A 24,840-nucleotide genomic window follows, 5' to 3' on the forward strand; every position below is an offset into this window, starting at 1 on the left:
TCATAGGCAGAGTTCCGCGCGCTCTAGCGAGGGAGAAATCGCGAAAAGCGAGAATGTGACCAAGGCACCGCACACCGGTTTGGACCGTTGCAGGACATGGCCCGCATACGTATTGGCATTTCCGGATGGCGCTATACACCCTGGCGCGGGGTGTTTTATCCAAAGGATCTGCCGCAGCGACTGGAGCTGCACTACGCCTCGCGCGTGTTGCCCACCATCGAAATCAACGGCTCCTTCTATTCCCTGCAATATCCGGCCAGCTACCAGACCTGGCACGACCAGACACCGGCCGATTTCGTGTTCGCGGTCAAAGGCCCCCGCTTCATCACTCATATGAAAAAACTTCGCGACGTGGAAACGCCGCTGGCGAATTTCTTCGCCTCCGGCGTCTTCAACCTGCGTCGCAAGTTCGGTCCGATCCTCTGGCAGTTTCCGCCCAACTTTCGATATGACCGCGAAAAGATCACAAAGTTCTTCGAGCTGTTGCCGCGCGATACGGACGCGGCCTTGAAACTCGCGCGCCGGCGTGACGCCCGTATGCTGGGACGAGCGAAGCTGGCCATCGACGTGCGCCGGCCGCTGCGGCATGCGATGGAAATCCGCCACGAAAGCTTCTGCGATGCTTCGTTCATCGAACTGCTCCGTGAGCACAACATCGGGCTGGTGATCGCGGAAACGGCACAACGCTTTCCGATGATGCACGACATAACAGCCGATTTCGTGTACATGCGTCTGCACGGAGACAAGACGCTCTACCAAAGCGGCTACAGCGACCGGGCGCTGGAGAAATGGGCCAAGCGCATCGACGCCTGGCACCGCGGCAGCGAACTGCGCAGCACTCAGAAAGTCACCAAGCTGAAGCCACCGAGCTCCAAGCCGCGCGACGTGTATTGTTACTTCGACAATACCGATGTGAAGTTGCGTGCGCCTGTGGATGCACAGACGCTGATCCGGAAGCTGCGTCAGTAAGCATTCATTTCGCTGCGACCCAGCGATGCTCGAGCCAACCGAACACCCATTGCACGAGCAGCGCAAGCAGCGCCGCGGGCACCGCGCCTTCAAGAATCAAGTTGGTGTCGTCGAGTCGGATGCCGGTCAGAATGGGCTGACCATAGCCGCCTGCACCGATCAACGCTCCCAGGGTCGCCGTGCCCACATTGATCACCGCGGCCGTTCTAACACCAGCAAGCATCGACCGCGCCGCAAGCGGCAGCTCGACATAGCGTAGCCTTGCAATTCGTGGCAGCCCTAGCGCTTCAGCCGATTCCCGTAGATCGCGCGGAATATCAGCCAAGCCGGTGTGCGTGTTTCGAAGTATCGGCAGCACGCTATACAGAAACAGCGCGACGATGGCCGGCGCATATCCGATGCCGAGCCACGGGATCAGAAACACCAACAAGGCCAGCGCCGGCAGGGTTTGCAGAATATCGGCAATCGCAAACACGACTCGCCCGACGCCGCGACGATAGAACGCAACGATACCGAGCGGCACCGCGACGAGCACCGCCAACCCGAGCGAGATGCCGACCATCGCCAGATGCTCGCGCGTCCGCTGCCAGATGCGGGCGGTTCTCGATTGCACCTTCGCTTCGGCACTCACGTTCATCCGATCGCGAAGGAAGCTTGCCGCGATCTGCGCTTCCGGCTCACGATCCAGCGCAGCGCGCGCATTCATCTTCGTCATGGTCATTTCATCGATTCGCCCGCCGAGGCGATTCAACGACTCTCGAATCGGCCCGGGGACGTCGTCGCGACAAAGGATGATGGCGTCATAGACAGGGAAAAAACCGGCGTCGTCCACGAGCGTCGTCAGGTCGTAGTGGACGATCTCCGCATCCGTGGAATACAGATCGGTGAGATCGAGCGATCGGGATTCGAGTCCACGATAGGCAAGATCATGCGATAGACCTCGCACGTCCTGTTGCGGCAGCCGATAGTGCGCGCGGATGCCCGGCCAACCATCGGCCCGCTCCATGAACTCGTTACTGAAGCCGAAGCGCAACGTCGGATGATCGGCAAGCTGCGACATACGAGCGATGCCCAGCTCAGCCGCACGATCGCGCCGCATGCCGAGCACGTAGGTATTGTTGAAGCCCAATGAAGTTGAGGTCCAGATCTTTTCCCGCGCCAATGCCTGGCGCAGCTCGGCATCGTTGCGAATGTTCTCGCTCGAGAAAATTTCGGTGCGCAATGTCCCCGTATATTCGGGATAGCACTGGATATCGCCACGGATCAGCGCGCTCCACAGCACTCGCGTGCCACCGAGCTGACGACGATGCTCGGCGTCGAACCCGGCCTCCTCGGTCAGCTGCGTAGCAAGCTCACCGAGGATCACCGATTCAGTAAATGCCTTGGAGCCGATAATGGTCGTTGCCGCGGATGCCACCGAGCTGAAGCTCAGCATCGCAACGGTCAACACCAGGTGTAACAGGCGGCAATGCGACTCAGGCATCGAGCGCCTCTGCATGTAGCCCCCGCTGGGCCTTCACGAAATCGCTGACGAACTGCTCGGCGGGCGCATCGATGAGATCTCGATAGCTGCCTCGCTGCACGACCTTCCCCTCACGCATCAACACGATGTTTTGCGAGAAGAACGCTGCTTCCGCCATGTCATGCGTCACCAGCAGCACTGACTTTCGCAAGCGCTGAAACAAACGGCGCAGATCCTCCTGCAAGCCATGCCGCACCATGGGATCGAGCGCACCCAGCGGCTCGTCGAGCAGCAGGACCGCGGGATCGAGCATCAATGCGCGCATCAGGCTCACGCGCTGACGCTGACCGCCGGACAGGTTATTGGGGAAGCGATCCAGTGCATCGCGCGGCAGCTGCACGAGCTCGGCCAGCTCGGCGACTCGCTCCGCAATCCACTGCCGGTCGCGCTTCAGAAAGCGCGCAGCCAACGTCACGTTGTCCACGGCGCTCATGTGCGGGAACAAGCCACCGGACTGGATCACGTAACCGATGCGATGCCGAATCTCGAGCAGATTGTCCGGCGCCAGCGCACGGTCGGTGACGAACACCGTGCCCTGCTGCGGCCAGACCAACCCGGCCGCGAGCTTCAGCAGCGTCGACTTGCCACAGCCGCTCGGCCCGATCAGCGCTACCGTCTCACCCGGTTCGACCCGCAGCGAGACGTCATCCACCGCGACCGCGTGCAGATAGCGATGTGTTACGTGCTCGAAGGCGATGGCGCAGCTCATGAGCGTGCAAGCTTAAAGCAATCCTCGCATCCCTCCCACCCAGCAGTACAAACCGACCGCACGAAGATGCATGTGGCGGGCGCATCGGCTATACATGCGATGGGATGGAACCTGGGCGAGCCAATGAACAACGACGTTTCCAAGGACAGAGTCCGGCCGCGGGCGCCTCGCATTTTCTCTGCTGTGCTGTTCGTTATCGGTGTCGTGCTCCTGCTCGGCGGCGGGCGATTGGTGATGCTCGGCGGCTCCTGCTACTACCTGACCGCCGGCGCGGCGCTCGTCGCCAGCGCGGTCGGGTTGTGGCGGGCGAAAGCCTGGGGCGCGTACCTATATGGAGTGTTGACTCTCGGCACGGTCATCTGGGCCGTCGCCGAAGCCGGCTTCGACGGCTGGGCCCTGGCGCCACGCGTACTGCCATTCCTGGTGCTCGGATTGTTTCTTTTGCGCCCCCGAACTCGCCGCGCACTGCTCGACCGTGAGCCACGACCGCTACGCAGTTCTTGGATCACCTGGGCTTCGATTGCTTCGTTGGTTGCCGTTGGCGTCGGCGTCGCCTTGCGCACTCCGTACCCAACTCAGCCATTTCCCAGCATGAGTGAAACATCGGGCGCGCCCCCGAGCGATTGGCAACACTGGGGCGGCTCGGCTGCCGGGCGCCGCTATGCCGCGTTCGACCAGATCGATCCGAGCAACGTTTCCAAACTGGCCGTGGCCTGGACCTATCGCACAGCTGTCGGCGGTGCATTCAAAGCGACGCCTCTGCAAGTCGGCGACACGCTGTACGTCTGTCTTGCGGGCAACATCATCACTGCACTGGACTCGGCCACTGGCGCCGAACGGTGGCGCTTCGATCCCAAGCTCAACGATTCGAAAGTCGGCTTCACAACGACTTGTCGCGGCGTGACTTACCACCGGTCGCCAGACAGCTTGCCCGCGTGCACTGAACGCATTCTTACAGCGACGACCGACGCACGACTTATCGCAGTCGACGCAGCAACCGGACAACGTTGCACGGACTTCGGCACGAACGGCCAAGTCAGCTTGCTGACGGGCATGGGCGAGGTAAAACCCGGCTTCTACTATGTGACCTCGCCGCCCACCATGGCGAGCGGCGTCGCGGTGCTCGGGGGTTGGGTTGCAGACAATGTCGAAGTGCAGGAACCGTCCGGCGTGATCCGCGGCTTCGATCCGATCAGCGGGGGCATGCTGTGGGCTTGGGATATCGGGCGCACGGAACCCGTGACCGAGCTGAAACCCGGCGAAACATTCACCCGCGGCACGCCGAACGCGTGGAGCGTGTTCAGCGCCGATGATGAGTTGGGATTGGTTTACATACCGACCGGCAATGCTACGCCCGATTACTATGGCGGCCATCGCTCGCCGGAATCTGAGCGCTTCGCCAGTTCGGTCGTCGCACTCGATGCGAAGACCGGCACGTTGCGCTGGTCCTTCCAGACAACGCATCACGATATCTGGGACTACGACGTCCCATCGCAGCCCGTGCTCGTTGACTTCGTGCCCGCGGGACAGACGGAGAAAGTGCGGGCGCTGGTCGCGCCCACGAAGCGCGGCGAGTTGTTTCTTCTCGATCGCGAGACCGGCCAGCCGCTCGCCGATGTCGAGGAACGACCCGTTCCGCAAACCGACGTGCCGGATGAATGGACGGCGAAGACGCAGCCGTTCTCCGTCGGCATGCCCGGCTTCAATCGCGAGCCACTCACCGAAGCGCAGATGTGGGGCATCACGCCCATCGATCAGATGCTTTGCCGCATCCAGTTTCGACGACTGCGCTACGAAGGACCGCTCACGCCGCCGTCCTTGGGCGGCAGCATTCAGTTTCCCGGTTTTGCCGGCGGCATGAATTGGGGCAGCGTCGCGATCGATGAATCGAGCAATGTAATGATCGTGAACGCGTTGCAGTTTGCGAATCACGTGAAATTATTTCCTCGCGCCGCCGTCAACAAAGAGACGATGCTGGGCTTCGGTGGTGGGCGCCAGCTCGGCACGCCCTACGCCGCGTACACCGCACCGTTTCTGTCACCGCTGTTTGCCCCGTGCCAGCAGCCACCCTACGGTGAGATCGCCGCCGTCGATCTGCGCACTCGCTCGGTGATCTGGCGCAGGCCGCTAGGCTCAGCGAACGAACTGGGGCCGCTTGGACTGAAATTCAGGCTGTCGATTCCCATGGGTGTGCCGTATTCGGGCGGCACCGTCGTGTCCAAAGGCGGGCTGGTGTTCATGGGTGGCACGATGGATCGCCGCTTCCGCGCGCTCGATCTGCGCACGGGCAAGATACTTTGGAGCGACGTGTTGCCTAACAATGCTCAGGCAACACCGATGAGCTACGTGTCGCCGCGGACCCACAAGCAGTACGTCGTCATCGCCGTGCCCGCAACGGACTCTCCCGAGGATAGTCACGTCGCAGAGCCCGAAGCACAGCAAGGCGCCGACAAGTCGGCTCCAAGGGCCCATGCCGGCGGGTGGCTGATTGCATATGCGCTGCCCGAAGCGGACACTCGCTAACCATGGCTGATATTCCAAGCATTGCGGCGTCCGTTTCCTCCTTGAAACAGCACCTCGAGGCGCATCGCTACATCTGTTCCGATCAGATCGCGACCGCGGTGTACCTCGCCTATCACTTGCGCAAGCCCGTCCTGATCGAAGGCCCGCCCGGCGTCGGCAAGACGGAGCTTGCGAAGACCACGGCCGAGATGTTCGAGCTGCCGCTGATCCGCCTGCAGTGCTACGAAGGGCTGGATGAAGCGAAGGCGCTGTACGAATGGAAGTACGGCAAGCAATTGCTCTATACGCAGGTGCTCAAGCAGACCCTCGATGAAGTTCTGCAGGGCGCGAAGGGCTTCGCGGAGTCCGTGAAGCGATTGCATGAGTTCGGCGATATCTTTTTCTCGGAAGAGTTCCTGGAAGCGCGGCCGTTGCTGAAGGCGCTGCGAGAGGAACGCGGCTGCGTGCTGCTCATCGACGAGGTGGACAAGTCCGATCACGAGTTCGAATCGCTGCTGCTGGAGATCCTGTCGGACTATCAGGTGTCGATCCCGGAGATCGGCACGGTGAAGGCGCGGCACACACCGCCGCTCGTGTTCCTGACCAGCAACAACACGCGCGAGATCTCCGACGCGCTCAAACGCCGCTGCCTGCATTTGTACATCCCATTTCCGGACATCGCGCTCGAACAACGCATCGTCAACGCCCGCGTCCCGGAGGTTGCTCCCCAGCTGCGCGAGCAACTGGTTCGATTCATTCACGATCTGCGTGAGCTGGACCTGAAGAAAGTGCCGTCGATCAGCGAGACCATCGACTGGGCGCGCACCCTGCTCCTGCTGCACGCAGATCGGCTCGACTCGGAGCTGGTGCGCAATACGATGAATGTAATCTTGAAGTATCAGGAAGATATCGAGAGCGTGCAGCCCGAGCTGCGCGGCCTGACCGACAAGGCAGTCCGTTCCTGACGAGGCTGCGCCGTCATGGACCAACTGCTCACCAACTTCATCCGCGCGCTGCGTAATGCCGATGTGCGTATCTCCACGGCAGAGACGCTCGACGCGTTCAGCACCGTGCAGTTGGTGGGTTATCGCGATCGGCAATTGTTGAAGGATAGCCTCGGGCTGGTGTTGCCCAAGACACCGGACGAGAAAGCAGCATTCGACACTTGCTTCGATCAGTTCTTCTCTTTTCGTGAGCGCTCGCCTCTGCCCACGTCGGACACGCTGAGCAGCGAAGACGACAGCGCCGCCGATGCAGATGGCGCACAGCCAGGCAACGCAGATGCGGGCAGCGGCGATTCACAGGGCAAACGGACGGGACAAGGCGAACGCACGAACGCTGCCACACAGATCGTTCGCGAAGATGCGAGCAGCACAGAGTCACTCGGCAACGGCGATATATCGGCAGCTCAATCCGCGCTCGGCCAGCTCCTTACCCGGGCGAACACGATCGAGATCAACATGGCCATCAGCGCCGCTGGCCAGCAAGTGAACGTTCACGAGATCGAATTATTCACCCAGAAAGGCGTGTACACGCGCCGCATGCTCGAAGCGATGGGGCACGGCGATCTGCAACAGGAAATATTCACGCTGACCGCTAGCGATGCCATTCCGGATCGTCGCCTCGCGCAGGATCTTGGCCGGCGACGCGATTGGTTGCGCGAGCGTGTGCGTGACTATGTCGAGCATCAATTCTTGTTACACGCCGATGTCACGGGAAGGCGGCTCCGCGAAAGCCTGCTGCGCGACCTTCGACTCTCGACCCTGGAGCAGCGCCACCATCGCCTGCTTCAAGATCTGGTCCAGCGAATGGCTCGCAAGCTCGTCGCTGCTTACTCGCGCCGACGCAAAGTGTTTCGTCGCGGTCAGCTGCACGTTCCCCGCACGCTGCGCCGGAACATGAAGTACGACGACGCCATTTTCGATCTGCAATGGAAATCGGTGAAGACCGACAAGCCCAAGGTCTTCGCGATCTGCGACGTGAGCGGCTCGGTCGCAAACTACGCGCGCTTCATGCTGATGTTTCTATACAGCCTGGAGGAAGTGCTGCCGAAGGTCCGCTCGTTCGCCTTCTCATCCGACCTGGGCGAAGTCTCCGATCTGTTCGCCCGCAACGACATCGACGACGCGATTGCCTTGGCTTTGCGTCAATACGGCAACGGCTCAACCGACTACGGCCAGGCGCTCGCCGATTTCCGGAAACTCTGCCTCGGCGACATCGACAAGCGCACCACGGTCATCATTCTCGGCGATGCACGGAACAACTATGGCGACACCCGCAGTGACGTGCTCAAGGAAGTTTACGATCGCGCCCGTCGCGTGATCTGGCTGAACCCCGAGCCACGCCCGATGTGGAACACGGGTGATTCGGAGATGAGGCACTACTCGCCGTATTGCCACCAGGTCGATGAGTGCGGAACGCTGACTCAGCTCGAGAGGGTCGTGAGTCGGCTGCTGCAGTCAGCGCGATAGGCCGCGCTCTATTGGTCGAGCGCGGCCGTGCTGCCGTTCAGCCAGCCGCCTTGTTCTGCTGCTTCACCACGCTGGTGGCCATGGCGATCATCGAAGGAATATCGCTGAGCGTCGCCGGCACGATCAGCGTGCTCGATGCCTCGTCCGCGAGCTTGCCGAACTGCTTCACATACTCTTCGGCGACACGCAGCTGCATGGCTTCCATACCGCCGGGGCTCGCGAGTGCCTCGCCGACACGCTTCAAGCCTTCGGCAGTGGCGGTGGCGATCGCCATGATGGCTTGCGCCTGACCCTGGGCTTCGTTGATCTGCTGCTGCTTGTTCGCCTCGGACTGTTTGATCACCCGCTGCTTGTCGCCCTCGGCCTGGTTGATCTTGGCATCGCGCTCGCCTTCCGAGGCGAGCACGACGGCGCGCTTCTCTCGCTCTGCGCGCATCTGCTTTTCCATCGCGTGCAGCACATCTTTCGGCGGATTGATGTTCTTGATCTCGTAGCGCAGGACCTTCACGCCCCAGGCGTTCGAGGCGTGGTCCAGCTCGCTGACCACATTCGCGTTGATCGTGGCGCGCGCTTCGAAGGTGCGATCCAGGTCGATCTTGCCGATCTCGCTGCGCAGGGTGGTCTGCGCCAGCTGGATGATGGCGAAACGATAGTTGGTGATGCCGTACGAGGCATCGCGCGCATCCAGCACCTGCAGATACAACACGCCATCGACGCCGACCTGCACGTTGTCCTTGGTGATACAGACCTGCTCGGGAATATCGAGCGCTTCCTCCTTGAGCGTATGTTTATAGGCGATGCGCTCGACGAACGGCACCAGGATGTGGAAGCCCGCCTGCAGGGTGCGGCTGTAGCGGCCGAGCGTTTCGACGACGAACGCGCTCTGCTGGGGCACGACGATCGCGGTCTTCATCAGAATGATGAACACCAGCACCAGGACGGCCAGCACCACATACATGGTTGTGCTCACGAAAACCTCCAGCTTTTGTGAATATTCGAAGGAAGACGCGTCAGGCGGTCGCGCGCACCAGCAGCGTCAGACCGTCGACATTCGCAATCACGGCCTCGCGACCGGCTTCGATCGGCGTTTCATCGACGTTGCGCGCTGTCCAGGAAGTGCCGCGGTAATCGACACGGCAGGTTTGCGACGGCTCGAGCCGGACCGGGACGGTGACGCGATCACCGACGGTCAGGCGCTCTTCGACGTGGCCCGTGCGGCTGCGGACCAATTCATAGGCGCGCTTGCGAAAAGTCACCATCGAGGTGACCGCGAAAACCGAGAGCGCGAGCACCTGCGCCCAATCTGGCATGTCCACGCCAGCAAGGCCGAGCAAACCGACAAGGGCGGCGGAGATGCCGAAGAACACCAGGTAGAACTGCGCATCGAAGACGAACATTTCGATCGCGAGCGAGATCGCGGCAACGATCATCCAGGCCCACCAAGCCATGACGCTCCCTCCTGTGCAGCTCGTGCAGATATTACCAGCGCACAAAAGAAAAGCCCCGCCGAAGCGGGGCTTTCCCTGAATGAAACCGACTCGGGGTCGATTACATATCCATACCGCCCATGCCACCCATGCCGCCCGGGGCGCCGTGAGCGTGATCAGCCTCTTCCTTCGGGGCTTCGGCGATCATCACTTCGGTCGTCAGCAGCAGGCCGGCCACCGAAGCGGCGTTCTGCAGGGCCAGACGCGTCACCTTGGTCGGATCCAGGATGCCCAGGTCGAGCATGTCGCCGTAATCGCCGGAGGCGGCGTTATAGCCGAACGTGCCCTTGCCTTCCTTCACCTTCGCCAGCACCACAGCGGCGTCTTCGCCGGCGTTGGTGACGATCTGACGCAGCGGCTCTTCGATCGAGCGCGCCAGGATGCGGATGCCGAAGGCCTGATCTTCGTTCTTGCCTTCCAGCTTCTCGACAGCCTTCTGCGCACGGATCAGCGCCACGCCGCCGCCCGGAACCACGCCTTCTTCAACGGCGGCGCGGGTCGCGTGCAGCGCGTCTTCGACGCGAGCCTTCTTTTCCTTCATTTCGATCTCGGTGGCAGCACCGACCTTGATCACGGCCACGCCGCCCGACAGCTTGGCAACGCGCTCCTGCAGCTTCTCCTTGTCGTAGTCCGAAGTGGCTTCTTCGATCTGACGACGGATCTGCTCGACGCGAGCCTTGATGTCGCTGTTCTTGCCCTTGCCGTCGATGATGGTGCTGTTTTCCTTCTCCACCACGATCTTCTTCGCTTCGCCGAGGTCGTTCAGCGTCGCCTTCTCGAGCGACAGACCGACTTCGTCGGAGATCACGGTGCCACCGGTCAGCACGGCGATGTCCTGGAGCATGGCTTTACGGCGGTCGCCGAAGCCCGGGGCCTTCACAGCAGCAACCTTGACGATGCCGCGGATGGTGTTCACGACCAGAGTCGCCAGCGCTTCGCCTTCGACGTCTTCGGCGACGATCAGCAGCGGACGGCCGGCCTTCGCGATGCCTTCCAGCAGCGGCAGCATTTCGCGGACGTTGGAGATCTTCTTTTCGTACAGCAGGATGTACGGGTTGTCGAGCTCGGCGGTCTGGTTCTGCTGGTTGTTGATGAAGTACGGCGACAGGTAGCCGCGGTCGAACTGCATGCCTTCGACGACATCCAGCTCGTTCTGCAGGCCCGAGCCTTCTTCGACAGTGATCACGCCTTCCTTACCGACCTTCTCCATCGCGTCGGCAATGGTCTTGCCGATCGACTCGTCGGAGTTCGCGGAGATCGTGCCGACCTGCGCGATGGCCTTCTGATCTTTGCAGGGCTTGGAGAGCTTCTTCAGCTCTTCGACAGCAGCGGCGACGCCGGCGTCGATGCCGCGCTTGAGGTCCATCGGGTTGGCGCCGGCGGCAACGGCCTTCAGGCCTTCGCGCACGATCGCCTGGGCGAGCACGGTGGCGGTGGTGGTGCCGTCGCCAGCCTCGTCAGAGGTGTTGGAAGCAACTTCCTTCACCATCTGCGCGCCCATGTTCTCGAACTTGTCCTTCAGCTCGATTTCCTTCGCGACCGACACGCCGTCCTTGGTGACGGTGGGGGCGCCGAAGCTCTTTTCGAGCACCGCGTTGCGGCCCTTGGGGCCGAGCGTGGCTTTGACCGCGTTCGCCAGGATGTTCACACCCTTGAGCATGCGCGCGCGGGCGTCATCGCTGAAACGTACTTCTTTAGCTGCCATGTGAGTTCAACCTCTAGAATTTCTTTCGGTAAGGGACGGGGGCTGGCGATCGATTACTTTTCGATCACGGCCATGACGTCTTCCTCGCGCATCACGAGGAGCTCTTCGCCGTCGACCTTCACTTCGGTGCCGCTGTACTTGCCGAACAGAATGTTGTCGCCAACCTTCACGTCCAGCGCGCGCACTTCGCCGTTCTCCAGGATCTTGCCCTTGCCGACCGCAACGACCTTGCCCTTGATCGGCTTCTCGGTCGCCGAGTCCGGAATCACGATGCCGCCGGGGGAGGTGCGCTCCTCTTCCAGGCGCTTGATGATCACGCGATCGTGCAGGGGACGAATCTTCAGTTTGTCGGCCATAGCTCAAACCTCGGCAAAGCTAGTTTGCGATTGGATTGACGAGTCAGGTTAAAAACGGCCGGCGCGAAGCCGGCGTGTTCGAATCGTGGCTTGGGTGCGGGCCAGGTCGATCGCAAGATCGCGTTAGCACTCACCCCATGCGGGTGCTAATAATAGGGAGCGAAGGGGATATTTCAAGTCGAATTTGGCGCTCGCGTTGACCCCCATGTAGTTGCATAAGCACTGCCTTCCAGGCTGCCGATTGGCTATGCTGCGCGCCGCGCCAAGCGAGTGTAACCCCATGACCGACCAAGTGATTGTTGCTCTCTCGAGCTGCCCGGACGAGGCCACGGCCAAGCGTCTGGCCGAGGCTTTCGTGAGCGAGCGGCTGGCAACCTGCGTGAATCGGGTCGGCGGCGTCGCCTCGACATACTTCTGGGACGGGCGTCTCCAGGACGACGCTGAGATTCTGTTAATCATTAAGACTACGGCAGCGCGCCTGGCGGGACTGGAAGCCCGGCTGCAGGCCCTGCACCCTTATGAATTGCCGGAGCTCGTGGTCTTGCCGGTCCTCGGCGGGAACGAACGCTATCTGCAATGGGTCCGAACCGGCGTGAGCGAAACTTCCGAAGGCGAATAACTTGAACATCGACAGGCATCGATCGGGACTGATGAGCTGGCTGGCGGCGGCGCTGGCCTGGCTCGCGCTCGCCCAACCCGCACTGGCGGCGGATGACTTCCTGGCGCCCCAGGACGCCTATCGCTACACGATCGATGTGGATGGCGATCGCATCGTGGTCCACTGGAAGGTCGCGAAGGGCTACTACCTCTACAAGAAGAAGATGGGCGTGGCCTCGACCATGGCGACCGTGCAGCTGGCCGAGCCACAGTGGCCGAAGGGCGAGGACCACACCGACGATTACTTCGGCACGCAGGAAATCTATCGCGGCAATGTCGAAGTGCCGGTCGCGTTCACGGTTCACAGCGGCGAGCGCCCCAAGAAGCTGGCGCTCGAATTGAAGCTCCAGGGTTGCGCCGACGCCGGCCTGTGTTATCCGCCGCAGCGCTGGAAGACCGAGGTCGATCTGCCCGCGGCTGCGAGCGAGAGCAGCGGCGGCGGCGGCTTCAGCTCGCTGTTTAAATCCAAGTCGAGTGCAACACAAAAGCAGGATGATTTCCTGCCACCCGATGAAGCATTTCGCTTCGGCGCCGGCATGGAGAAAGCAGACTCGGTGGCGCTCACCTGGGTGATCGCCGAGGACTATTACATGTATCGCGATCGCCTCCAGGTCACGACCGACACGCCGGGCGTGACCCTGGGCCAGCTGCAGCTGCCCAAGGGCGAGATGAAATACGACGAGAACTTCGGCAACACCGAGGTCTATCACGAAATCCTGGAAGCTTCGCTGCCGATTGCGCGCCCGGCCGGTTCGGGCGGCACGCTGGATCTGAAAGTGACCTATCAGGGCTGCGCCGAAGGCGGGCTTTGTTACAACCCGATCGTCAAGAATGTTTCTTTGGAGTTGCCGCCGTCGGATACAGCGACGACGCTGCCCGCCGATGCACAGTCGAGCACCGCTGATTCTTCTGCGACTGCACGAGCGCCGGTCGCCGAGCAGGACAAACTGGCCTCGCTGATCCGCGACGGCAATTTGTTTGCTGTGCTCGCCACGTTCTTCGGTCTCGGCATCTTGCTGTCCTTCACGCCGTGCGTGCTGCCGATGATCCCGATTCTCTCCGGCATCATCGTGGGCCAGGGCGGCACCGTGACGCCGGCTCGCGGCTTCTCGCTTGCATTTACTTATGTGCAAGGCATGGCGCTCACTTACGCGGCCGCCGGTGCGGCGTTCGTGCTCGCATTCAAACAAGCGCCGCAGGCGTTCTTCCAGCAGCCGTGGATCATTACGTTGATGACATTGCTGTTCGTCGTGCTGGCCCTGGCGATGTTCGGTGTGTTCACGCTGCAGCTGCCGAGCTCGATGCAAACCAGGTTGACCAACGTCAGCAATGAGCAGAAGTCGGGCACCTATGTCGGCACGTTCATCATGGGCGCATTGTCCGCGCTGGTGGTCACCGCCTGTGTCGCTCCGGCAATCATCGCTGCGCTGTCAGTCATCAGTCAGACGGGCCAGATCGCGCGCGGCGCCGGCGCCTTGTACGCAACCGGCCTGGGTATGGGTGTGCCGCTGCTGATCGTTGGCGCCTCGGCGGGATCGTTGTTGCCCAAGGCCGGGCCGTGGATGGACGTGGTGAAATCGCTGTTCGGCGTGCTGTTCCTGGCCGTGGCGGTTTATCTCGCCTCGCCGCTGCTGCCCGCGAGCGCTGTGATGCTCCTGTGGTCCCTGCTCGCGGTGCTGTCCGGCTTCTGGGTGTTCTCGCTCAAAGCCCGCGACGGCAATCCGGCCGCCTCCCCGCTGCGAGCGCTGGGATTGATCGCGCTCGTCTACGGCATTCTGTTGCTGATCGGCGCGGCCTCGGGCAGCAAGGATCCGCTGAAGCCGCTCGATCGGATCGCCGCTGGCGGCGGTGGCGCGAGCACGCAGGAACATGCGCTTGCTTTCCAGCGCATCAAAACCGTCGACGACCTGGAGAACGCCGTCGCTGCCGCCATGGCCGCAGGCAAGCCGGTGATGCTCGACTTCTACGCGGACTGGTGCGTGTCGTGCAAAGAGATGGAGAAATTCACTTTCCCCGATCCCGGGGTGCAGTCGGCGCTCGCAAATGCGGTGCTGCTGCAGGCCGATGTGACCGCCAACGACGATGCGGATCAAGCGCTGATGAACCGCTTCGAAATCTTCGGTCCGCCGACCATCGCTTTCTACGGCGCCGATGGAGTCGAACGTAAAGACTTCCGGCTGGTAGGATTCGTGCCCGCCGAGCGCTTCCGCGATCATGTGAAAGCCGCCTTCGGCAGCTGAGAAACCAGTCGAGACCGGATATGAAACCCATCGGTTACGTCGTGGTCGCCCTCGTGGCGGCGGCCGCGGGCTTTGGCATCTATCAATTTGCGCTCCAGCCCAGGATCCAGACCGGGCCGATAGAGACCCGGGTGATCTCGCCGCCGGCCGAAGCTGAAGCCGACGCGGCGGACGACGACGACCTCCCCGAAACCCTGCCCGACTTCACGCTCGCCAATCTCGAAGGCCAGCCGCAGTCCATCCGCAGCTGGACCGGCAAGTCGATGATCGTGAATTTCTGGGCGACCTGGTGCGCCCCGTGCCGTCGCGAGATTCCGCTGCTGAAGAAGATTCAGGCTGAACACGGCGCGGAAGGCTTCCAGATCGTCGGTGTCGCCGTGGACTTCCGCGACGACGTGCTGAAGTACGCCAAGGAGATCGGCATCGACTATCCCCTGCTGATCGGCGAGGAAGACGGGCTCGAAGCAGTCACCAAGTTCGGCCGCGGCTCGTTGGGGTTCCCGTTCACGGTGTTCACGGACAATCAGCATCGCCTGGTGCTGTTCCACCTCGGCGAGATTCATCCGGAGCAGGCCGAAGTGATGCTGGCGACGGTTCGCCGGGTGAATGCAGGCGAACTGACGCCGGCGGCTGCACGCGCCGTTGCAGCCAAACAACTACAGGAATTGCCAGCGGCTAAAGAGTAAAGCTGGCCGACACCGCTGAATCGGATATGATGCGTGCCCGGTTTTTCCGGGGCGCACGCACTTCGACGTGTTTTTTCGAGTACTGAGCCGCACCGACGCGAGCCGGTCGCTGTTGCGGATTTGCCCACCAAAAGCCCCGATCCGGCGGCGACTCTGGCGCAATCGTGGCGCAGATCATCGCCAAATTGCACCCAATCTGGTTAAACTCGCCGCCATCTTCGGTAAATTGAATTTGGCGCGCTTACTCCTGCATGGCTCATTTGCTGCTCCTCAACGGCCCCAATCTCAACCTGCTCGGCACGCGCGAGCCCGGGACCTATGGGTCTGTGACCCTGGAGCAGATCGTGAACCGCGTGAGTCAGCTGGCGGCGGAATCCGGCCACCACCTCTCCGCCTTCCAGAGCAATGCCGAGGCTGAACTGATCAGCCGCATTCACGAGGCGCCGGCCTCGCACGTCGCCTGCATCATCTTCAACCCCGCGGCCTTCACGCACACCAGCGTGGCGCTGCGCGACGCATTGCTGGGCGTGAAGATTCCTTTCATCGAAGTGCACCTGAGCAACGTGTATGCGCGGGAGCCTTTCCGCCATCACTCGTACTTCTCCGACATCGCCATCGGCACGATTACGGGACTGGGCGCCTTCGGGTATGAGCTGGCGCTGCGCGCGGCGGCCAATTACCTGACCCTGCCCCGTAAGTAACAAGCTGTTTTTTTTCGCACTCTTTCCGCGCTCTCGCAGGAAAAGAACAAGAGGATCCGTATGGATATTCGCAAGGTCAAAAAACTCATCGAGCTGCTCGAGGAATCCGGCATCGCCGAAATCGAGATCAGTGAGGGCGAGGAGTCGGTGCGCATCAGCCGCTATCCGCAGGGCGGAGCCCCAGCGCCGATCGTGCACTACGCAGCTCCGCCAGTTGCGGCGCCCGTGGCCGCTGCTCCAGCAGCGGTCGCAGCTCCAGTAGCCGCAGCTCCCGCCGCGAGCAAGGCCGATCACACGGTGACGGCGCCGATGGTCGGCACGTTCTATTCCGCCGCCTCGCCGGGCGCGAAGGCGTTCGTCGATATCGGCAGCGAGGTCAACGTCGGCGACACCCTCTGCATCATCGAAGCCATGAAGATGATGAATCAGATCGAGTCCGACAAGTCCGGCCGCGTCACGGCCGTGCTGGTGAAGAACGGCGACCCGGTCGAGTTCGGCCAGCCGCTGTTCATCATTGAGTGACCGGCGGCACGGTAACCAACAAACATGCTGGAAAAAGTAGTCATCGCCAATCGCGGCGAGATCGCGCTGAGGATCTTGCGCGCTTGCCGTGAGCTCGGCATCAAAACCGTCGCTGTGCACTCCACAGCCGACTTCAATCAAAAGCACGTGCTGCTCGCGGACGAATCGGTGTGCATCGGCCCGCCGTCCTCCAAAGAGAGCTATCTCAACATGCCGGCGATCATCAGCGCCGCGGAAGTGACCGATTCGGTCGCGATCCATCCCGGCTACGGCTTCTTGTCCGAGAACGCGGACTTCGCCGAGCGAGTAGAAAAGAGCGGTTTCATTTTCATCGGCCCCAAGCCCGAAGTGATTCGCATGATGGGCGACAAAGTGTCGGCCATCCGCGTGATGAAGGCCGCGGGCGTGCCCTGCGTGCCGGGCTCGGGCGGTCCGCTTGGCACCGATCAGGATGAAAACTTCCGGATCGCGAACGAGCTCGGCTATCCCGTCATCATCAAAGCCTCTGGCGGCGGCGGTGGCCGCGGCATGCGCGTCGTGCACAGCGATGCAACGTTGATCAACGCGATCAATGTGACGCAGGCCGAAGCGTTGGCCGCGTTCGGCAACGCCGAGGTCTACATGGAGAAGTTCCTCGAAAAGCCGCGTCACATCGAGATCCAGGTGCTCGCCGACAATTACGGTAACGTGATTCATCTCGGCGAGCGCGACTGCTCGCTGCAGCGTCGCCATCAGAAAGTCATCGAAGAAGCGCCCGCCCCCGGTATCACACCGAAGCAGCGCAAGGCCATCGGCGATCGCTGCGTCGCTGCCTGTCGCGAAGTCGGTTATCGCGGCGCCGGCACGCTGGAGTTCCTGTATCAGGACGGCGAGTTCTATTTCATCGAAATGAACACGCGCGTGCAGGTGGAGCATCCGGTGACCGAACAGATCACCGGCATCGACATCGTGAAAGCGCAGCTGCGTATCGCCTCCGGCGAGCGCCTGCAGTGGACGCAGAACGACATCAGCATTCGCGGCCACGCCATCGAGTGCCGCATCAACGCTGAAGACCCGAAGGGCTTCATTCCTTCGCCGGGTCCGGTGAAGTTGTTCCACGCGCCGGGCGGCCCGGGCATCCGAGTCGACAGCCATCTGTACAGCGGTTACACCGTGCCGCCGTACTACGATTCGATGATCGGCAAAGTCATCGCGTATGGCGAGGATCGGGACACCGCGATCGCGCGCATGAAGAACGCGCTGTCGGAAATGGTCATCGAAGGCATCAAGACCAACATCCCGCTGCACCAGGAAATCTTCAATCACGCCGCGTTCAAGGCCGGCGGTTTGGATATTCACTACCTGGAACGTCGACTCGGCATCAAATGAGAGAAGCGGTTGGCGGTTAGCGGTTCGCGGTTGGCGGTTGGTGAAGAAAGCCACTACGCCTTTCCGACCTAACCGCCAACCGCGAACCGCCACCCGCTAACCGCCATGCCCTTCCTCCAGCTCATCCTTCCGATCGGCGCAGCCGACCCTGCGCCGTACGAGGATGCGCTGCTGGCGGCCGGCGCCTCCTCCATCACCCTCGAGGACGAGGGTGACGATCCCGTGCTCGAACCGCTTCCCGGAACGACACCGCTGTGGCCGCGGGTCCGCCTGAAAGCGCTGTTCGAAGGTGAGCCTGATCCAGAAGAGCTGCTACAAATCCTGCGCGCGGAGTTGAGCGGCGAGCTCGCCGAGCCGCTGGCGCGCGTCGCTTTCGAAACACTCGAGGACCGGGCATGGGAACGCGAGTGGCTGAAAGATTTCAGGCCCATGCGTTTCGGTCAGCGGCTGTGGATCTGCCCGGGCGGCCAGCAGCCCGATGCGGAACAATTGCGCGCGATCCCCGCCCCCGTTCTGATCGAATTGGATCCCGGCCTCGCCTTCGGCACCGGCACCCATCCCACGACGGCGCTGTGCCTCGAATGGCTGGATGCCGCCAATGTCGCCGGCACGCGAGTCATCGATTACGGCTGCGGCTCGGGCATCCTCGCTATCGCTGCCGCCAAGCTGGGCGCGGCCGAGGTACTTGCGATCGACATCGATCCGCAAGCACTGCTGGCCACTCACGACAATGCTGAACGCAACGGCGTCGCGCAGCTCATCGTTGCGCGCCTGGTCGATAGCGAGGCTGAATCGCACGACGCGCCAGCCGACATTCTGCTGGCCAATATCCTGGCCGGGCCGTTGGAAAGCCTGGCGCCGGCCTTCGCGAGCCGGATCCGCGCAGGCGGCCGGCTGGTGTTGTCGGGAATTCTGCGGAATCAGGCGGAAGCTGTGGCAACCACCTATGCGCCGTGGTTTGATATCGCCCCCGTCGTCGCCCGAGACGACTGGGCGCGCCTCGACGGCGTGCGCCGCCCGACTCCACCGCCGCCCAGACCCATTTAAGCGCCCGTGATGATCCGAGCATGCTGACTCAGTGTCCCAGCTGCCAGACGACATTTCGCGTCACCAGCGAGATCCTTCGGGTCGCGCACGGTCAAGTGCGTTGCGGCCGCTGCCAGACACAGTTCGACGCGCTCGAGCGCCTGATCGAAGAAACCGACGACGGCGAGATCGAAAGCGGCCAGTTCATGCGCCCGCCGCGCGCGATTCCGCAACCGCCGCCGTCCCCCGGACAGATTGAAGTCGAGGAGCCGATCGAGCACGAGGACATCACGCTCGAAGGCCGCCACATCGAAATCAGCGGCGTGTACGAGGCCATCGACGAGAGCGGGCAAGGCCAGCCGCAGATCCGCGAGGAAGTCATCGAGGAGTGGGTCGAGATCGACCAGGACGACGCCACCGTCGACGGCGACGTCAATGACGAAGATAGCGCTGCTGAGCCCGACGTCATCGACATGCGGGAGGAATATTCCAGCGTCGCTGAAGAGGATGCAGACATCGAAGCCGCGGCCGCGGAGATGGAAGCCGCACGCCTGGCCTCACAATCGGGTCGCTGGGCGCAGGCTCAGCCGCAAACGAACTTCACGAACACACGCGTGCGACCGCCGGCCGGCACACGAACGCGTCGTAATCCGCGCGCGATCGCTGTCGATGAAACGCCGGCCGTCGATTTCGACTTCCCGCCCCAGCAGCAGCCCACCGAGGACGTGTCATCGCTGTGGAAGATCCTGGCGGCGCCGCTGGTTCTACTGTTGCTCGTGCAAGTCGTACATCACTATCGCGCCACTTTGGCGCGGCACCCGCAGATCGGCGCGCCCCTGCAGAGCGTTTATGGCGCACTTGGCCTGACGTTGCGGCCCGATTGGAACTTACACGCCTATGAAGTGCGTCAATGGGGCGTGGTTGCCGATCCCGCGGCGCCTGGAACCCTGAAGGTGCGCGCCAGCGTGAAAAATCTCGCCGACTTTCCGCAGCCCTATCCCTTGCTGAAGTTAGTGCTCGAAGACCGTTGGGGCGATCAGGTGCGCGCGCGCGAATTCGATCCTTCCGAATATCTCGACCCTACCGCCGCGCCGGATCGCATGCTGGCGCCCGCTCAACAAAGCAACGCCAGCATCGCGATCGTCGATCCGGGTCCGGACGCCGAAGGTTTCCGATTCGACGTCTGCTTGCGCGGCGCGCGCGGCCCGGTCTGCGCCGCAGACGTTCCGGGCAAGCTGTGATGCGCATCGGCGGTTACGAACTGGTCAACAATCTCGCGCTCGCGCCCATGGCAGGCGTGACCGATCTGCCGTTCCGGTTGTTGTGTCGGCGCATGGGAGCGGGCATTGCCGCTGGAGAAATGCTGACTTGCGATGTGCGTTTATGGCACACCGAGAAGTCACGTCGGCGCATGGATCACAGTGGCGAGCCCGAGCCGCGCGTCGTGCAGATCGCCGGCGGCGATCCGGAGATGATGGCCGAGGCCGCGCAACGTAACGTCGACGCCGGCGCGCAAATCATCGATATCAATATGGGCTGTCCGGCGAAAAAAGTTTGCAATAAGGCGGCCGGTTCGGCGCTGATGAAGGACGAACCGTTGGTGAGGTCGATTCTCGAAGCGGTTGTCAAGGCAGTGAGCGTGCCGGTGACATTGAAAATGCGCACGGGTTGGGATCCCGAGCATCGTAACGGCCTCAACATCGCGCGCATGGCCGAGGCAATCGGCGTGCAGGCGCTGGCGGTTCACGGTCGCACGCGCGCTTGCATGTATCAGGGCAACGCTGAGTACGAAACCATCCGCGCCATCAAGCAGAGCGTGTCGATTCCGATTTTCGCCAATGGCGACATCGACTCAGCTGCGAAAGCGAAGCACGTACTTGAACAGACCGGCGTAGATGGCTTGATGATCGGGCGCAGCGCACAAGGTCGCCCGTGGATCTTTCGTGAGATTCTCGCCGCGCTGAACGGAGAATTTTTTGCCGCGCCTTCCATCGCGACAGTCCGTGATATCATGCTCGCTCACTTGCGCGATCTGCATGCTTTCTACGGGGAGGAGGCGGGAGTCCGGGTCGCGCGTAAGCACATCGATTGGTATGCGAAGAGTCGCGCGTCTGCGCCGGCTTTACGACAAGCCGTGATGCAGGCGACGGACGCGACGACACAACTCGATCGCGTACAGGCGTATTTCAATGCGCTCGAAGAAGCGCCGGAAGAGAGTCTGTCAAGCGCGGCATAGTTACTTATGTCGCGCGCACCTGAAGGGCACGCGACGTGAGCGAATTTTTGATTGCAGAGAATTTTGGCGGAGAGGCCATGGCCCCCAGAAAAAAAACCAGAGCTCGTCGAGAGCCGCTGGCACGACCCGCGACGCGGGCGATGCCCTTAAGGACGATGACGGCGGAAGCGCTCGATTCCTATTTCGCGACGTTGAACGGCCACAAGCCCGGTCAGTTGTACGACCTGGTGCTGCGTGAAGTGGAAGAGCCGCTGTTCAAGGCCGTGCTCGACTACGCCGAAGGCAATCAGAGCCGCGCGGCCGATATTCTCGGCATCAATCGCGGCACGTTACGTAAGAAGTTGAAGACCTACGGTCTGTCAAACTGAGAGAGATCGACCGCCATGTCCCCTGCTTTGTCTTCTTCTGGTGTGCGTCGCGCGCTGCTGAGTGTTTCGAACAAAGACGGCCTGGTTGAATTCGCGCAGGCCTTGCAACGTCGCGGCGTGGCGATCCTCTCCACCGGCGGCACCGCCAGCCTGCTCGAAAAAAGCGGCGTCAAAGTCACCCAGGTCTCGGCGCACACGGGCTTCCCCGAAATCATGGATGGGCGCGTCAAGACGCTGCACCCGAAGATTCATGGCGGCCTGCTCGGTCGCCGCGAAATCGACGACGCCGTCATGCAGACGCATGGCATCGAGCCCATCGACCTGGTCGTCGTCAATCTGTATCCATTTGCGGCAACTATCGCCAAGCCCGATTGCACTTACGAAGATGCGATCGAGAACATCGACATCGGCGGTCCGGCGATGGTGCGCGCAGCGGCGAAGAATCACGATCGGGTGACGGTCATCGTCGATCCGCTCGATTACAGCGCCGTGCTCGATGAATTGAATGCGTCGAACGGCGCCGTCTCCGAACAGACCCGCAAGCGCCTCGCCGCCAAGGCTTACGCGCACACCGCGAGCTATGACGCAGCGGTCGCCAGCTACCTGACTCGCGTCACGCAGCCCGAGCAAGGCGCGAAGCGGGAATATCCCGAATCGTTGTCGCTGCAGTTCGCCAAGCGCATGGAAATGCGTTACGGCGAGAACCCGCATCAATCGGCGGCGTTCTATGCCGTTCCCGACGCTCCCGGCGCCAGCATCGGCACCGCGAAACAATTGCAGGGCAAGCAGCTCTCGTACAACAACATCGCCGATGGCGATACGGCCTTCGAATGTGTGCGTCAGTTCGAAGAGCCGGCCTGTGTGATCGTGAAGCACGCCAACCCGTGCGGCGTTGCTGTCGCGGGCGACACACTCGCCGCCTACGATCGTGCGTTTCGCACCGACCCCACGTCAGCATTCGGCGGCATCATTGCGTTCAATCGCCCGCTTACTGCGAACACGGCGCGCGCGATTGTCGAGCGTCAGTTCGTCGAGCTGATCATTGCTCCGGAAGTCGAGCCGGAAGCGCTCGAGATCTGCGCTCGCAAAGAAAATGTCCGCGTGCTCACGACGGGCGGTGTCGCCCCCACCGGGATTCGCTACGAATATCGCAGCGTAAACGGCGGCTTGCTCGTGCAGACGCGCGATGAAGGCCGCGTCAGCCGCAGCGATCTGCGCGTCGTCACCAAGCTGGTGCCGACGGATGAGCAGTTCGCCGACCTGTTGTTCGCCTGGCAGGTATGCAAGTACGTCAAATCGAACGCCATCATCTATGTGAAGGACCGCATGACCCTCGGCGTCGGCGCGGGCCAGATGAGCCGCGTCGTGTCGAGCCGCATCGCTGCGATGAAAGCGAAGGACGAAGGCCTGGAAGTCAAAGGCGCGGTGATGGCGTCGGATGCATTCTTTCCGTTCCGCGATGGTCTCGACGTCGCCGCCGAGCTCGGCATCAAGGCCGTCATTCAACCGGGCGGCTCGGTGCGCGATAATGAAGTCATTGCCGCAGCGAACGAACATGGCATGGCCATGGTGCTGACCGGCATGCGGCACTTCAGACATTAAGCCGATGCGCGTACTAATTCTTGGTTCCGGCGGCCGCGAGCATGCGTTCGCGTGGAAGGTTGCCAACACTCCGCGCGTGAGCGCTGTGTTCGTCGCGCCTGGTAATGCCGGCACCGCGCTCGAAGCGGGCGTAAAGAACGTCGATATCGCCGCTGACGACATTCCCAAGCTCATCGAGTTCGCCAGGCGCGAAAAGATCGATCTCACCATCGTCGGCCCCGAGGCGCCGCTGGTGATCGGCGTGACCGATGCGTTCGAAGCTGCCGGCCTGCGCTGCTTCGGACCTCGCAAGCTTGCCGCACGCCTCGAAGGCTCGAAGGCGTTCACCAAGGAATTCCTCCGTCGTCACAAAATCCCGACGGCGGCATACGCCACTTTCACCAAGGCTAACTTCGATCCCGCGTGGGTGCGCGCTCAGCGTGCGCCGCTCGTCGTGAAAGCCGACGGCCTGGCTGCCGGCAAAGGCGTGATCATCTGCGCCACGCAGGAAGAAGCGATTGCCAGCACGCAGGCCATGTTCGACGGCCAGTTTGGCGCCGCCGGCAGCACTGTCGTCATCGAGGAATTTCTGGAAGGCGAAGAAGCCAGCTTCATCGCCATCGTCAGCGGCAAGCACATCCTGCCGCTCGCCACGTCGCAAGATCACAAGCGTCGCGACGATGGTGACCAAGGCCCGAACACCGGCGGCATGGGCGCATACTCGCCTGCTCCGGTCGTCACCGACGAGCTGCACGCTCGCATCATGCGTGAAGTGATGCAGCCGACGGCCGATGGCTTGATCAGCGATGGCACGCCGTACGTCGGCTTTCTCTACGCCGGCATCATGATCGCTCCGGACGGCACGCCGAATGTGCTCGAGTTCAATTGCCGCTTCGGCGATCCGGAAACGCAGCCCATCATGTCGCGACTTACGTCGGACCTCACTGCGCTGTGTGAGGCGGCGCTGGACGGGCGGCTCGATCAAGTGAAGGCCGAATGGGATCCGCGCGCAGCGCTCGGGGTCGTACTCGCCGCCGGCGGTTATCCGGACTCGGTGCGCAAAGGCGATGAAATTCACGGCCTGAAGGAAGCCGCAGCGCTGCCGGGCAAAGTGTTTCATGCCGGCACGTCGCTGAGCGACGGCAAGGTTGTTACCAACGGCGGTCGCGTGCTGTGCGCGGTCGGTCTTGGTAACACCGTGAGCGACGCTCAGAAGGCCGCCTATGCGCTGTGCGACCAGATCAGCTGGAATGGCGTGCAGTATCGCCGTGATATCGGCTATCGCGCCGTGCAGAGAGAGACAGCTAAGAAGTAGAGCTCAGCGCAGCGCAGCCTTGCCTGTCACTCCGCAGGATCGTGTACCGGCGTGATCTCGATTACGCTGCGATCTTCGGGCTGTGCATCCGGCACGGCCTCCAGTATCACCCGCATCTGTTGATCCGACGTCACCGGAAAGTCGCGCATCAATCTCTCAGCAAACGTTTCCGTTTGTCCGAGCTGTTCCAACTCGGCTCGGGGAATGGTCAACCAGATGCCGGTGGGATCGCTCTCCAACTGCCAGCCGCCGCGGTCGGCGCTCATCGCCGAGGAACGCACGCCGACTCGAAACGAACGATGACGCGGCAAGGACACGATCAGATCGACGGAACGGCCCGACGTTAACGTCTCCAGCTCGGCGCGGCTGATCTGACAATACAGCGCATGTCGGGAGAATCGTACGTCCATGCTACGGCC

23 protein-coding genes are annotated in these 24,840 nt (G+C 62.1%); 16 read left to right on the forward strand and 7 right to left on the reverse strand.

What is annotated here, in order from left to right; translation table 11 throughout:
- Positions 1–96: 96 nt before the first annotated feature.
- Complete coding sequence (locus tag EK373_RS00965; protein ID WP_129640890.1) at positions 97–969, forward strand: DUF72 domain-containing protein; 873 nt, start codon at positions 97–99, stop codon at positions 967–969.
- Positions 970–973: 4 nt separating this feature from the next.
- Here EK373_RS00965 and EK373_RS00970 read toward each other — a convergent pair whose 3' ends face one another.
- Both EK373_RS00970 and EK373_RS00975 read right to left on the reverse strand, forming a co-directional pair.
- Positions 974–2,452: an ABC transporter permease/substrate-binding protein gene (locus tag EK373_RS00970; protein WP_198682997.1), complete on the reverse strand. Its 1,479-nt coding sequence runs from the start codon at positions 2,450–2,452 to the stop codon at positions 974–976.
- Complete coding sequence (locus tag EK373_RS00975) at positions 2,445–3,200, reverse strand: ATP-binding cassette domain-containing protein (RefSeq protein WP_129640891.1); 756 nt, start codon at positions 3,198–3,200, stop codon at positions 2,445–2,447. The genes EK373_RS00970 and EK373_RS00975 overlap by 8 nt, the downstream gene beginning before the upstream one ends.
- Positions 3,201–3,323: 123 nt before the next feature.
- Here EK373_RS00975 and EK373_RS00980 point away from each other — a divergent pair, with 123 nt between their 5' ends.
- Genes EK373_RS00980 through EK373_RS00990 form a run of 3 tightly spaced genes read left to right on the forward strand, consistent with a single transcriptional unit; the run spans position 3,324 to position 8,173 of the window.
- On the forward strand, positions 3,324–5,723 hold the full coding sequence (locus EK373_RS00980; RefSeq protein ID WP_129640892.1) for a membrane-bound PQQ-dependent dehydrogenase, glucose/quinate/shikimate family: 2,400 nt from the start codon (positions 3,324–3,326) through the stop codon (positions 5,721–5,723).
- Between the two features lie 2 nt (positions 5,724–5,725).
- Positions 5,726–6,667 (forward strand): AAA family ATPase, encoded by a 942-nt coding sequence (locus tag EK373_RS00985; RefSeq protein ID WP_129640893.1) that lies wholly within the window; start codon positions 5,726–5,728, stop codon positions 6,665–6,667.
- A 15-nt stretch (positions 6,668–6,682) separates the two neighbouring features.
- Positions 6,683–8,173, forward strand: a complete 1,491-nt coding sequence (locus EK373_RS00990) for a VWA domain-containing protein (RefSeq protein ID WP_129640894.1) — start codon at positions 6,683–6,685, stop codon at positions 8,171–8,173.
- 37 nt (positions 8,174–8,210) lie between these two features.
- Here EK373_RS00990 and EK373_RS00995 read toward each other — a convergent pair whose 3' ends face one another.
- The 4 genes from EK373_RS00995 to groES all read right to left on the reverse strand — a co-directional run bounded on the left by EK373_RS00995 (position 8,211) and on the right by groES (position 11,709).
- Positions 8,211–9,131 carry an SPFH domain-containing protein gene (locus EK373_RS00995; protein WP_129643230.1) on the reverse strand — a complete coding sequence of 307 codons (921 nt, stop codon included), beginning with the start codon at positions 9,129–9,131 and terminating at the stop codon, positions 8,211–8,213.
- A gap of 52 nt (positions 9,132–9,183) precedes the next feature.
- Positions 9,184–9,621: an NfeD family protein gene (locus tag EK373_RS01000; protein ID WP_129640895.1), complete on the reverse strand. Its 438-nt coding sequence runs from the start codon at positions 9,619–9,621 to the stop codon at positions 9,184–9,186.
- 100 nt (positions 9,622–9,721) lie between these two features.
- Positions 9,722–11,365: a chaperonin GroEL gene (gene groL / locus EK373_RS01005; protein ID WP_129640896.1), complete on the reverse strand. Its 1,644-nt coding sequence runs from the start codon at positions 11,363–11,365 to the stop codon at positions 9,722–9,724.
- Between the two features lie 53 nt (positions 11,366–11,418).
- Entirely contained in the window at positions 11,419–11,709 is a 291-nt protein-coding gene (groES, locus tag EK373_RS01010; RefSeq protein ID WP_116808371.1) for a co-chaperone GroES, read from the reverse strand.
- 292 nt (positions 11,710–12,001) lie between these two features.
- Here groES and cutA point away from each other — a divergent pair, with 292 nt between their 5' ends.
- From cutA to purD, 12 genes are all read left to right on the forward strand, one after another.
- Positions 12,002–12,340, forward strand: coding sequence for a divalent-cation tolerance protein CutA (gene cutA, locus EK373_RS01015; protein ID WP_129640897.1), 339 nt, complete (start codon positions 12,002–12,004; stop codon positions 12,338–12,340).
- Positions 12,341–12,371: 31 nt separating this feature from the next.
- The gene (dsbD, locus tag EK373_RS01020) at positions 12,372–14,618 is read left to right on the forward strand and encodes a protein-disulfide reductase DsbD (protein ID WP_129640898.1); all 2,247 of its coding nucleotides are present in this window, start codon (positions 12,372–12,374) and stop codon (positions 14,616–14,618) included.
- A 20-nt stretch (positions 14,619–14,638) separates the two neighbouring features.
- Positions 14,639–15,304, forward strand: coding sequence for a TlpA family protein disulfide reductase (locus EK373_RS01025; RefSeq protein ID WP_129640899.1), 666 nt, complete (start codon positions 14,639–14,641; stop codon positions 15,302–15,304).
- Positions 15,305–15,555: 251 nt separating this feature from the next.
- The gene (aroQ, locus tag EK373_RS01030) at positions 15,556–16,005 is read left to right on the forward strand and encodes a type II 3-dehydroquinate dehydratase (protein WP_129640900.1); all 450 of its coding nucleotides are present in this window, start codon (positions 15,556–15,558) and stop codon (positions 16,003–16,005) included.
- Positions 16,006–16,065: 60 nt separating this feature from the next.
- Complete coding sequence (gene accB / locus EK373_RS01035; RefSeq protein ID WP_129640901.1) at positions 16,066–16,527, forward strand: acetyl-CoA carboxylase biotin carboxyl carrier protein; 462 nt, start codon at positions 16,066–16,068, stop codon at positions 16,525–16,527.
- A gap of 24 nt (positions 16,528–16,551) precedes the next feature.
- Positions 16,552–17,895 (forward strand): acetyl-CoA carboxylase biotin carboxylase subunit, encoded by a 1,344-nt coding sequence (gene accC, locus EK373_RS01040; protein ID WP_129640902.1) that lies wholly within the window; start codon positions 16,552–16,554, stop codon positions 17,893–17,895.
- Positions 17,896–18,000: 105 nt separating this feature from the next.
- Positions 18,001–18,942 carry a 50S ribosomal protein L11 methyltransferase gene (gene prmA / locus EK373_RS01045; RefSeq protein WP_129640903.1) on the forward strand — a complete coding sequence of 314 codons (942 nt, stop codon included), beginning with the start codon at positions 18,001–18,003 and terminating at the stop codon, positions 18,940–18,942.
- 20 nt (positions 18,943–18,962) lie between these two features.
- Positions 18,963–20,162, forward strand: coding sequence for a DUF3426 domain-containing protein (locus tag EK373_RS01050; protein ID WP_129643231.1), 1,200 nt, complete (start codon positions 18,963–18,965; stop codon positions 20,160–20,162).
- Positions 20,162–21,157 (forward strand): tRNA dihydrouridine synthase DusB, encoded by a 996-nt coding sequence (gene dusB / locus EK373_RS01055; protein ID WP_129643232.1) that lies wholly within the window; start codon positions 20,162–20,164, stop codon positions 21,155–21,157. The genes EK373_RS01050 and dusB overlap by 1 nt, the downstream gene beginning before the upstream one ends.
- Before the next feature lie 140 nt (positions 21,158–21,297).
- Positions 21,298–21,525: a DNA-binding transcriptional regulator Fis gene (gene fis, locus EK373_RS01060; protein ID WP_129643233.1), complete on the forward strand. Its 228-nt coding sequence runs from the start codon at positions 21,298–21,300 to the stop codon at positions 21,523–21,525.
- 15 nt (positions 21,526–21,540) lie between these two features.
- Positions 21,541–23,127, forward strand: a complete 1,587-nt coding sequence (gene purH, locus EK373_RS01065; RefSeq protein WP_129640904.1) for a bifunctional phosphoribosylaminoimidazolecarboxamide formyltransferase/IMP cyclohydrolase — start codon at positions 21,541–21,543, stop codon at positions 23,125–23,127.
- Positions 23,128–23,131: 4 nt separating this feature from the next.
- Positions 23,132–24,421: a phosphoribosylamine--glycine ligase gene (gene purD, locus EK373_RS01070; RefSeq protein WP_129640905.1), complete on the forward strand. Its 1,290-nt coding sequence runs from the start codon at positions 23,132–23,134 to the stop codon at positions 24,419–24,421.
- Positions 24,422–24,447: 26 nt separating this feature from the next.
- Here purD and EK373_RS01075 read toward each other — a convergent pair whose 3' ends face one another.
- Positions 24,448–24,831 (reverse strand): hypothetical protein, encoded by a 384-nt coding sequence (locus EK373_RS01075; protein ID WP_129640906.1) that lies wholly within the window; start codon positions 24,829–24,831, stop codon positions 24,448–24,450.
- Positions 24,832–24,840: the final 9 nt, after the last annotated feature.

It is taken from the genome of Peristeroidobacter agariperforans, assembly GCF_004138335.1.
In the GTDB taxonomy this organism is placed as follows: domain Bacteria; phylum Pseudomonadota; class Gammaproteobacteria; order Steroidobacterales; family Steroidobacteraceae; genus Steroidobacter; species Steroidobacter agariperforans.

What these genes read in the sequence shown, in the direction of transcription:
- groL (WP_129640896.1), bottom strand. Translation starts at nt 11,365, where the DNA reads ATGGCAGCTAAAGAAGTACGTTTCAGCGATGACGCCCGCGCGCGCATG.
- EK373_RS00980 (WP_129640892.1), top strand. Translation starts at nt 3,324, where the DNA reads ATGAACAACGACGTTTCCAAGGACAGAGTCCGGCCGCGGGCGCCTCGC.
- dusB (WP_129643232.1), top strand. Translation starts at nt 20,162, where the DNA reads ATGCGCATCGGCGGTTACGAACTGGTCAACAATCTCGCGCTCGCGCCC.
- accC (WP_129640902.1), top strand. Translation starts at nt 16,552, where the DNA reads ATGCTGGAAAAAGTAGTCATCGCCAATCGCGGCGAGATCGCGCTGAGG.
- purD (WP_129640905.1), top strand. Translation starts at nt 23,132, where the DNA reads ATGCGCGTACTAATTCTTGGTTCCGGCGGCCGCGAGCATGCGTTCGCG.
- dsbD (WP_129640898.1), top strand. Translation starts at nt 12,372, where the DNA reads ATGAGCTGGCTGGCGGCGGCGCTGGCCTGGCTCGCGCTCGCCCAACCC.
- aroQ (WP_129640900.1), top strand. Translation starts at nt 15,556, where the DNA reads ATGGCTCATTTGCTGCTCCTCAACGGCCCCAATCTCAACCTGCTCGGC.
- prmA (WP_129640903.1), top strand. Translation starts at nt 18,001, where the DNA reads ATGCCCTTCCTCCAGCTCATCCTTCCGATCGGCGCAGCCGACCCTGCG.
- purH (WP_129640904.1), top strand. Translation starts at nt 21,541, where the DNA reads ATGTCCCCTGCTTTGTCTTCTTCTGGTGTGCGTCGCGCGCTGCTGAGT.
- EK373_RS01025 (WP_129640899.1), top strand. Translation starts at nt 14,639, where the DNA reads ATGAAACCCATCGGTTACGTCGTGGTCGCCCTCGTGGCGGCGGCCGCG.
- EK373_RS00990 (WP_129640894.1), top strand. Translation starts at nt 6,683, where the DNA reads ATGGACCAACTGCTCACCAACTTCATCCGCGCGCTGCGTAATGCCGAT.
- fis (WP_129643233.1), top strand. Translation starts at nt 21,298, where the DNA reads ATGCCCTTAAGGACGATGACGGCGGAAGCGCTCGATTCCTATTTCGCG.
- accB (WP_129640901.1), top strand. Translation starts at nt 16,066, where the DNA reads ATGGATATTCGCAAGGTCAAAAAACTCATCGAGCTGCTCGAGGAATCC.
- EK373_RS01075 (WP_129640906.1), bottom strand. Translation starts at nt 24,831, where the DNA reads ATGGACGTACGATTCTCCCGACATGCGCTGTATTGTCAGATCAGCCGC.
- EK373_RS00995 (WP_129643230.1), bottom strand. Translation starts at nt 9,131, where the DNA reads ATGTATGTGGTGCTGGCCGTCCTGGTGCTGGTGTTCATCATTCTGATG.
- EK373_RS00985 (WP_129640893.1), top strand. Translation starts at nt 5,726, where the DNA reads ATGGCTGATATTCCAAGCATTGCGGCGTCCGTTTCCTCCTTGAAACAG.
- EK373_RS00975 (WP_129640891.1), bottom strand. Translation starts at nt 3,200, where the DNA reads ATGAGCTGCGCCATCGCCTTCGAGCACGTAACACATCGCTATCTGCAC.
- EK373_RS01000 (WP_129640895.1), bottom strand. Translation starts at nt 9,621, where the DNA reads ATGGCTTGGTGGGCCTGGATGATCGTTGCCGCGATCTCGCTCGCGATC.
- EK373_RS00970 (WP_198682997.1), bottom strand. Translation starts at nt 2,452, where the DNA reads ATGCCTGAGTCGCATTGCCGCCTGTTACACCTGGTGTTGACCGTTGCG.
- cutA (WP_129640897.1), top strand. Translation starts at nt 12,002, where the DNA reads ATGACCGACCAAGTGATTGTTGCTCTCTCGAGCTGCCCGGACGAGGCC.
- EK373_RS01050 (WP_129643231.1), top strand. Translation starts at nt 18,963, where the DNA reads ATGCTGACTCAGTGTCCCAGCTGCCAGACGACATTTCGCGTCACCAGC.
- EK373_RS00965 (WP_129640890.1), top strand. Translation starts at nt 97, where the DNA reads ATGGCCCGCATACGTATTGGCATTTCCGGATGGCGCTATACACCCTGG.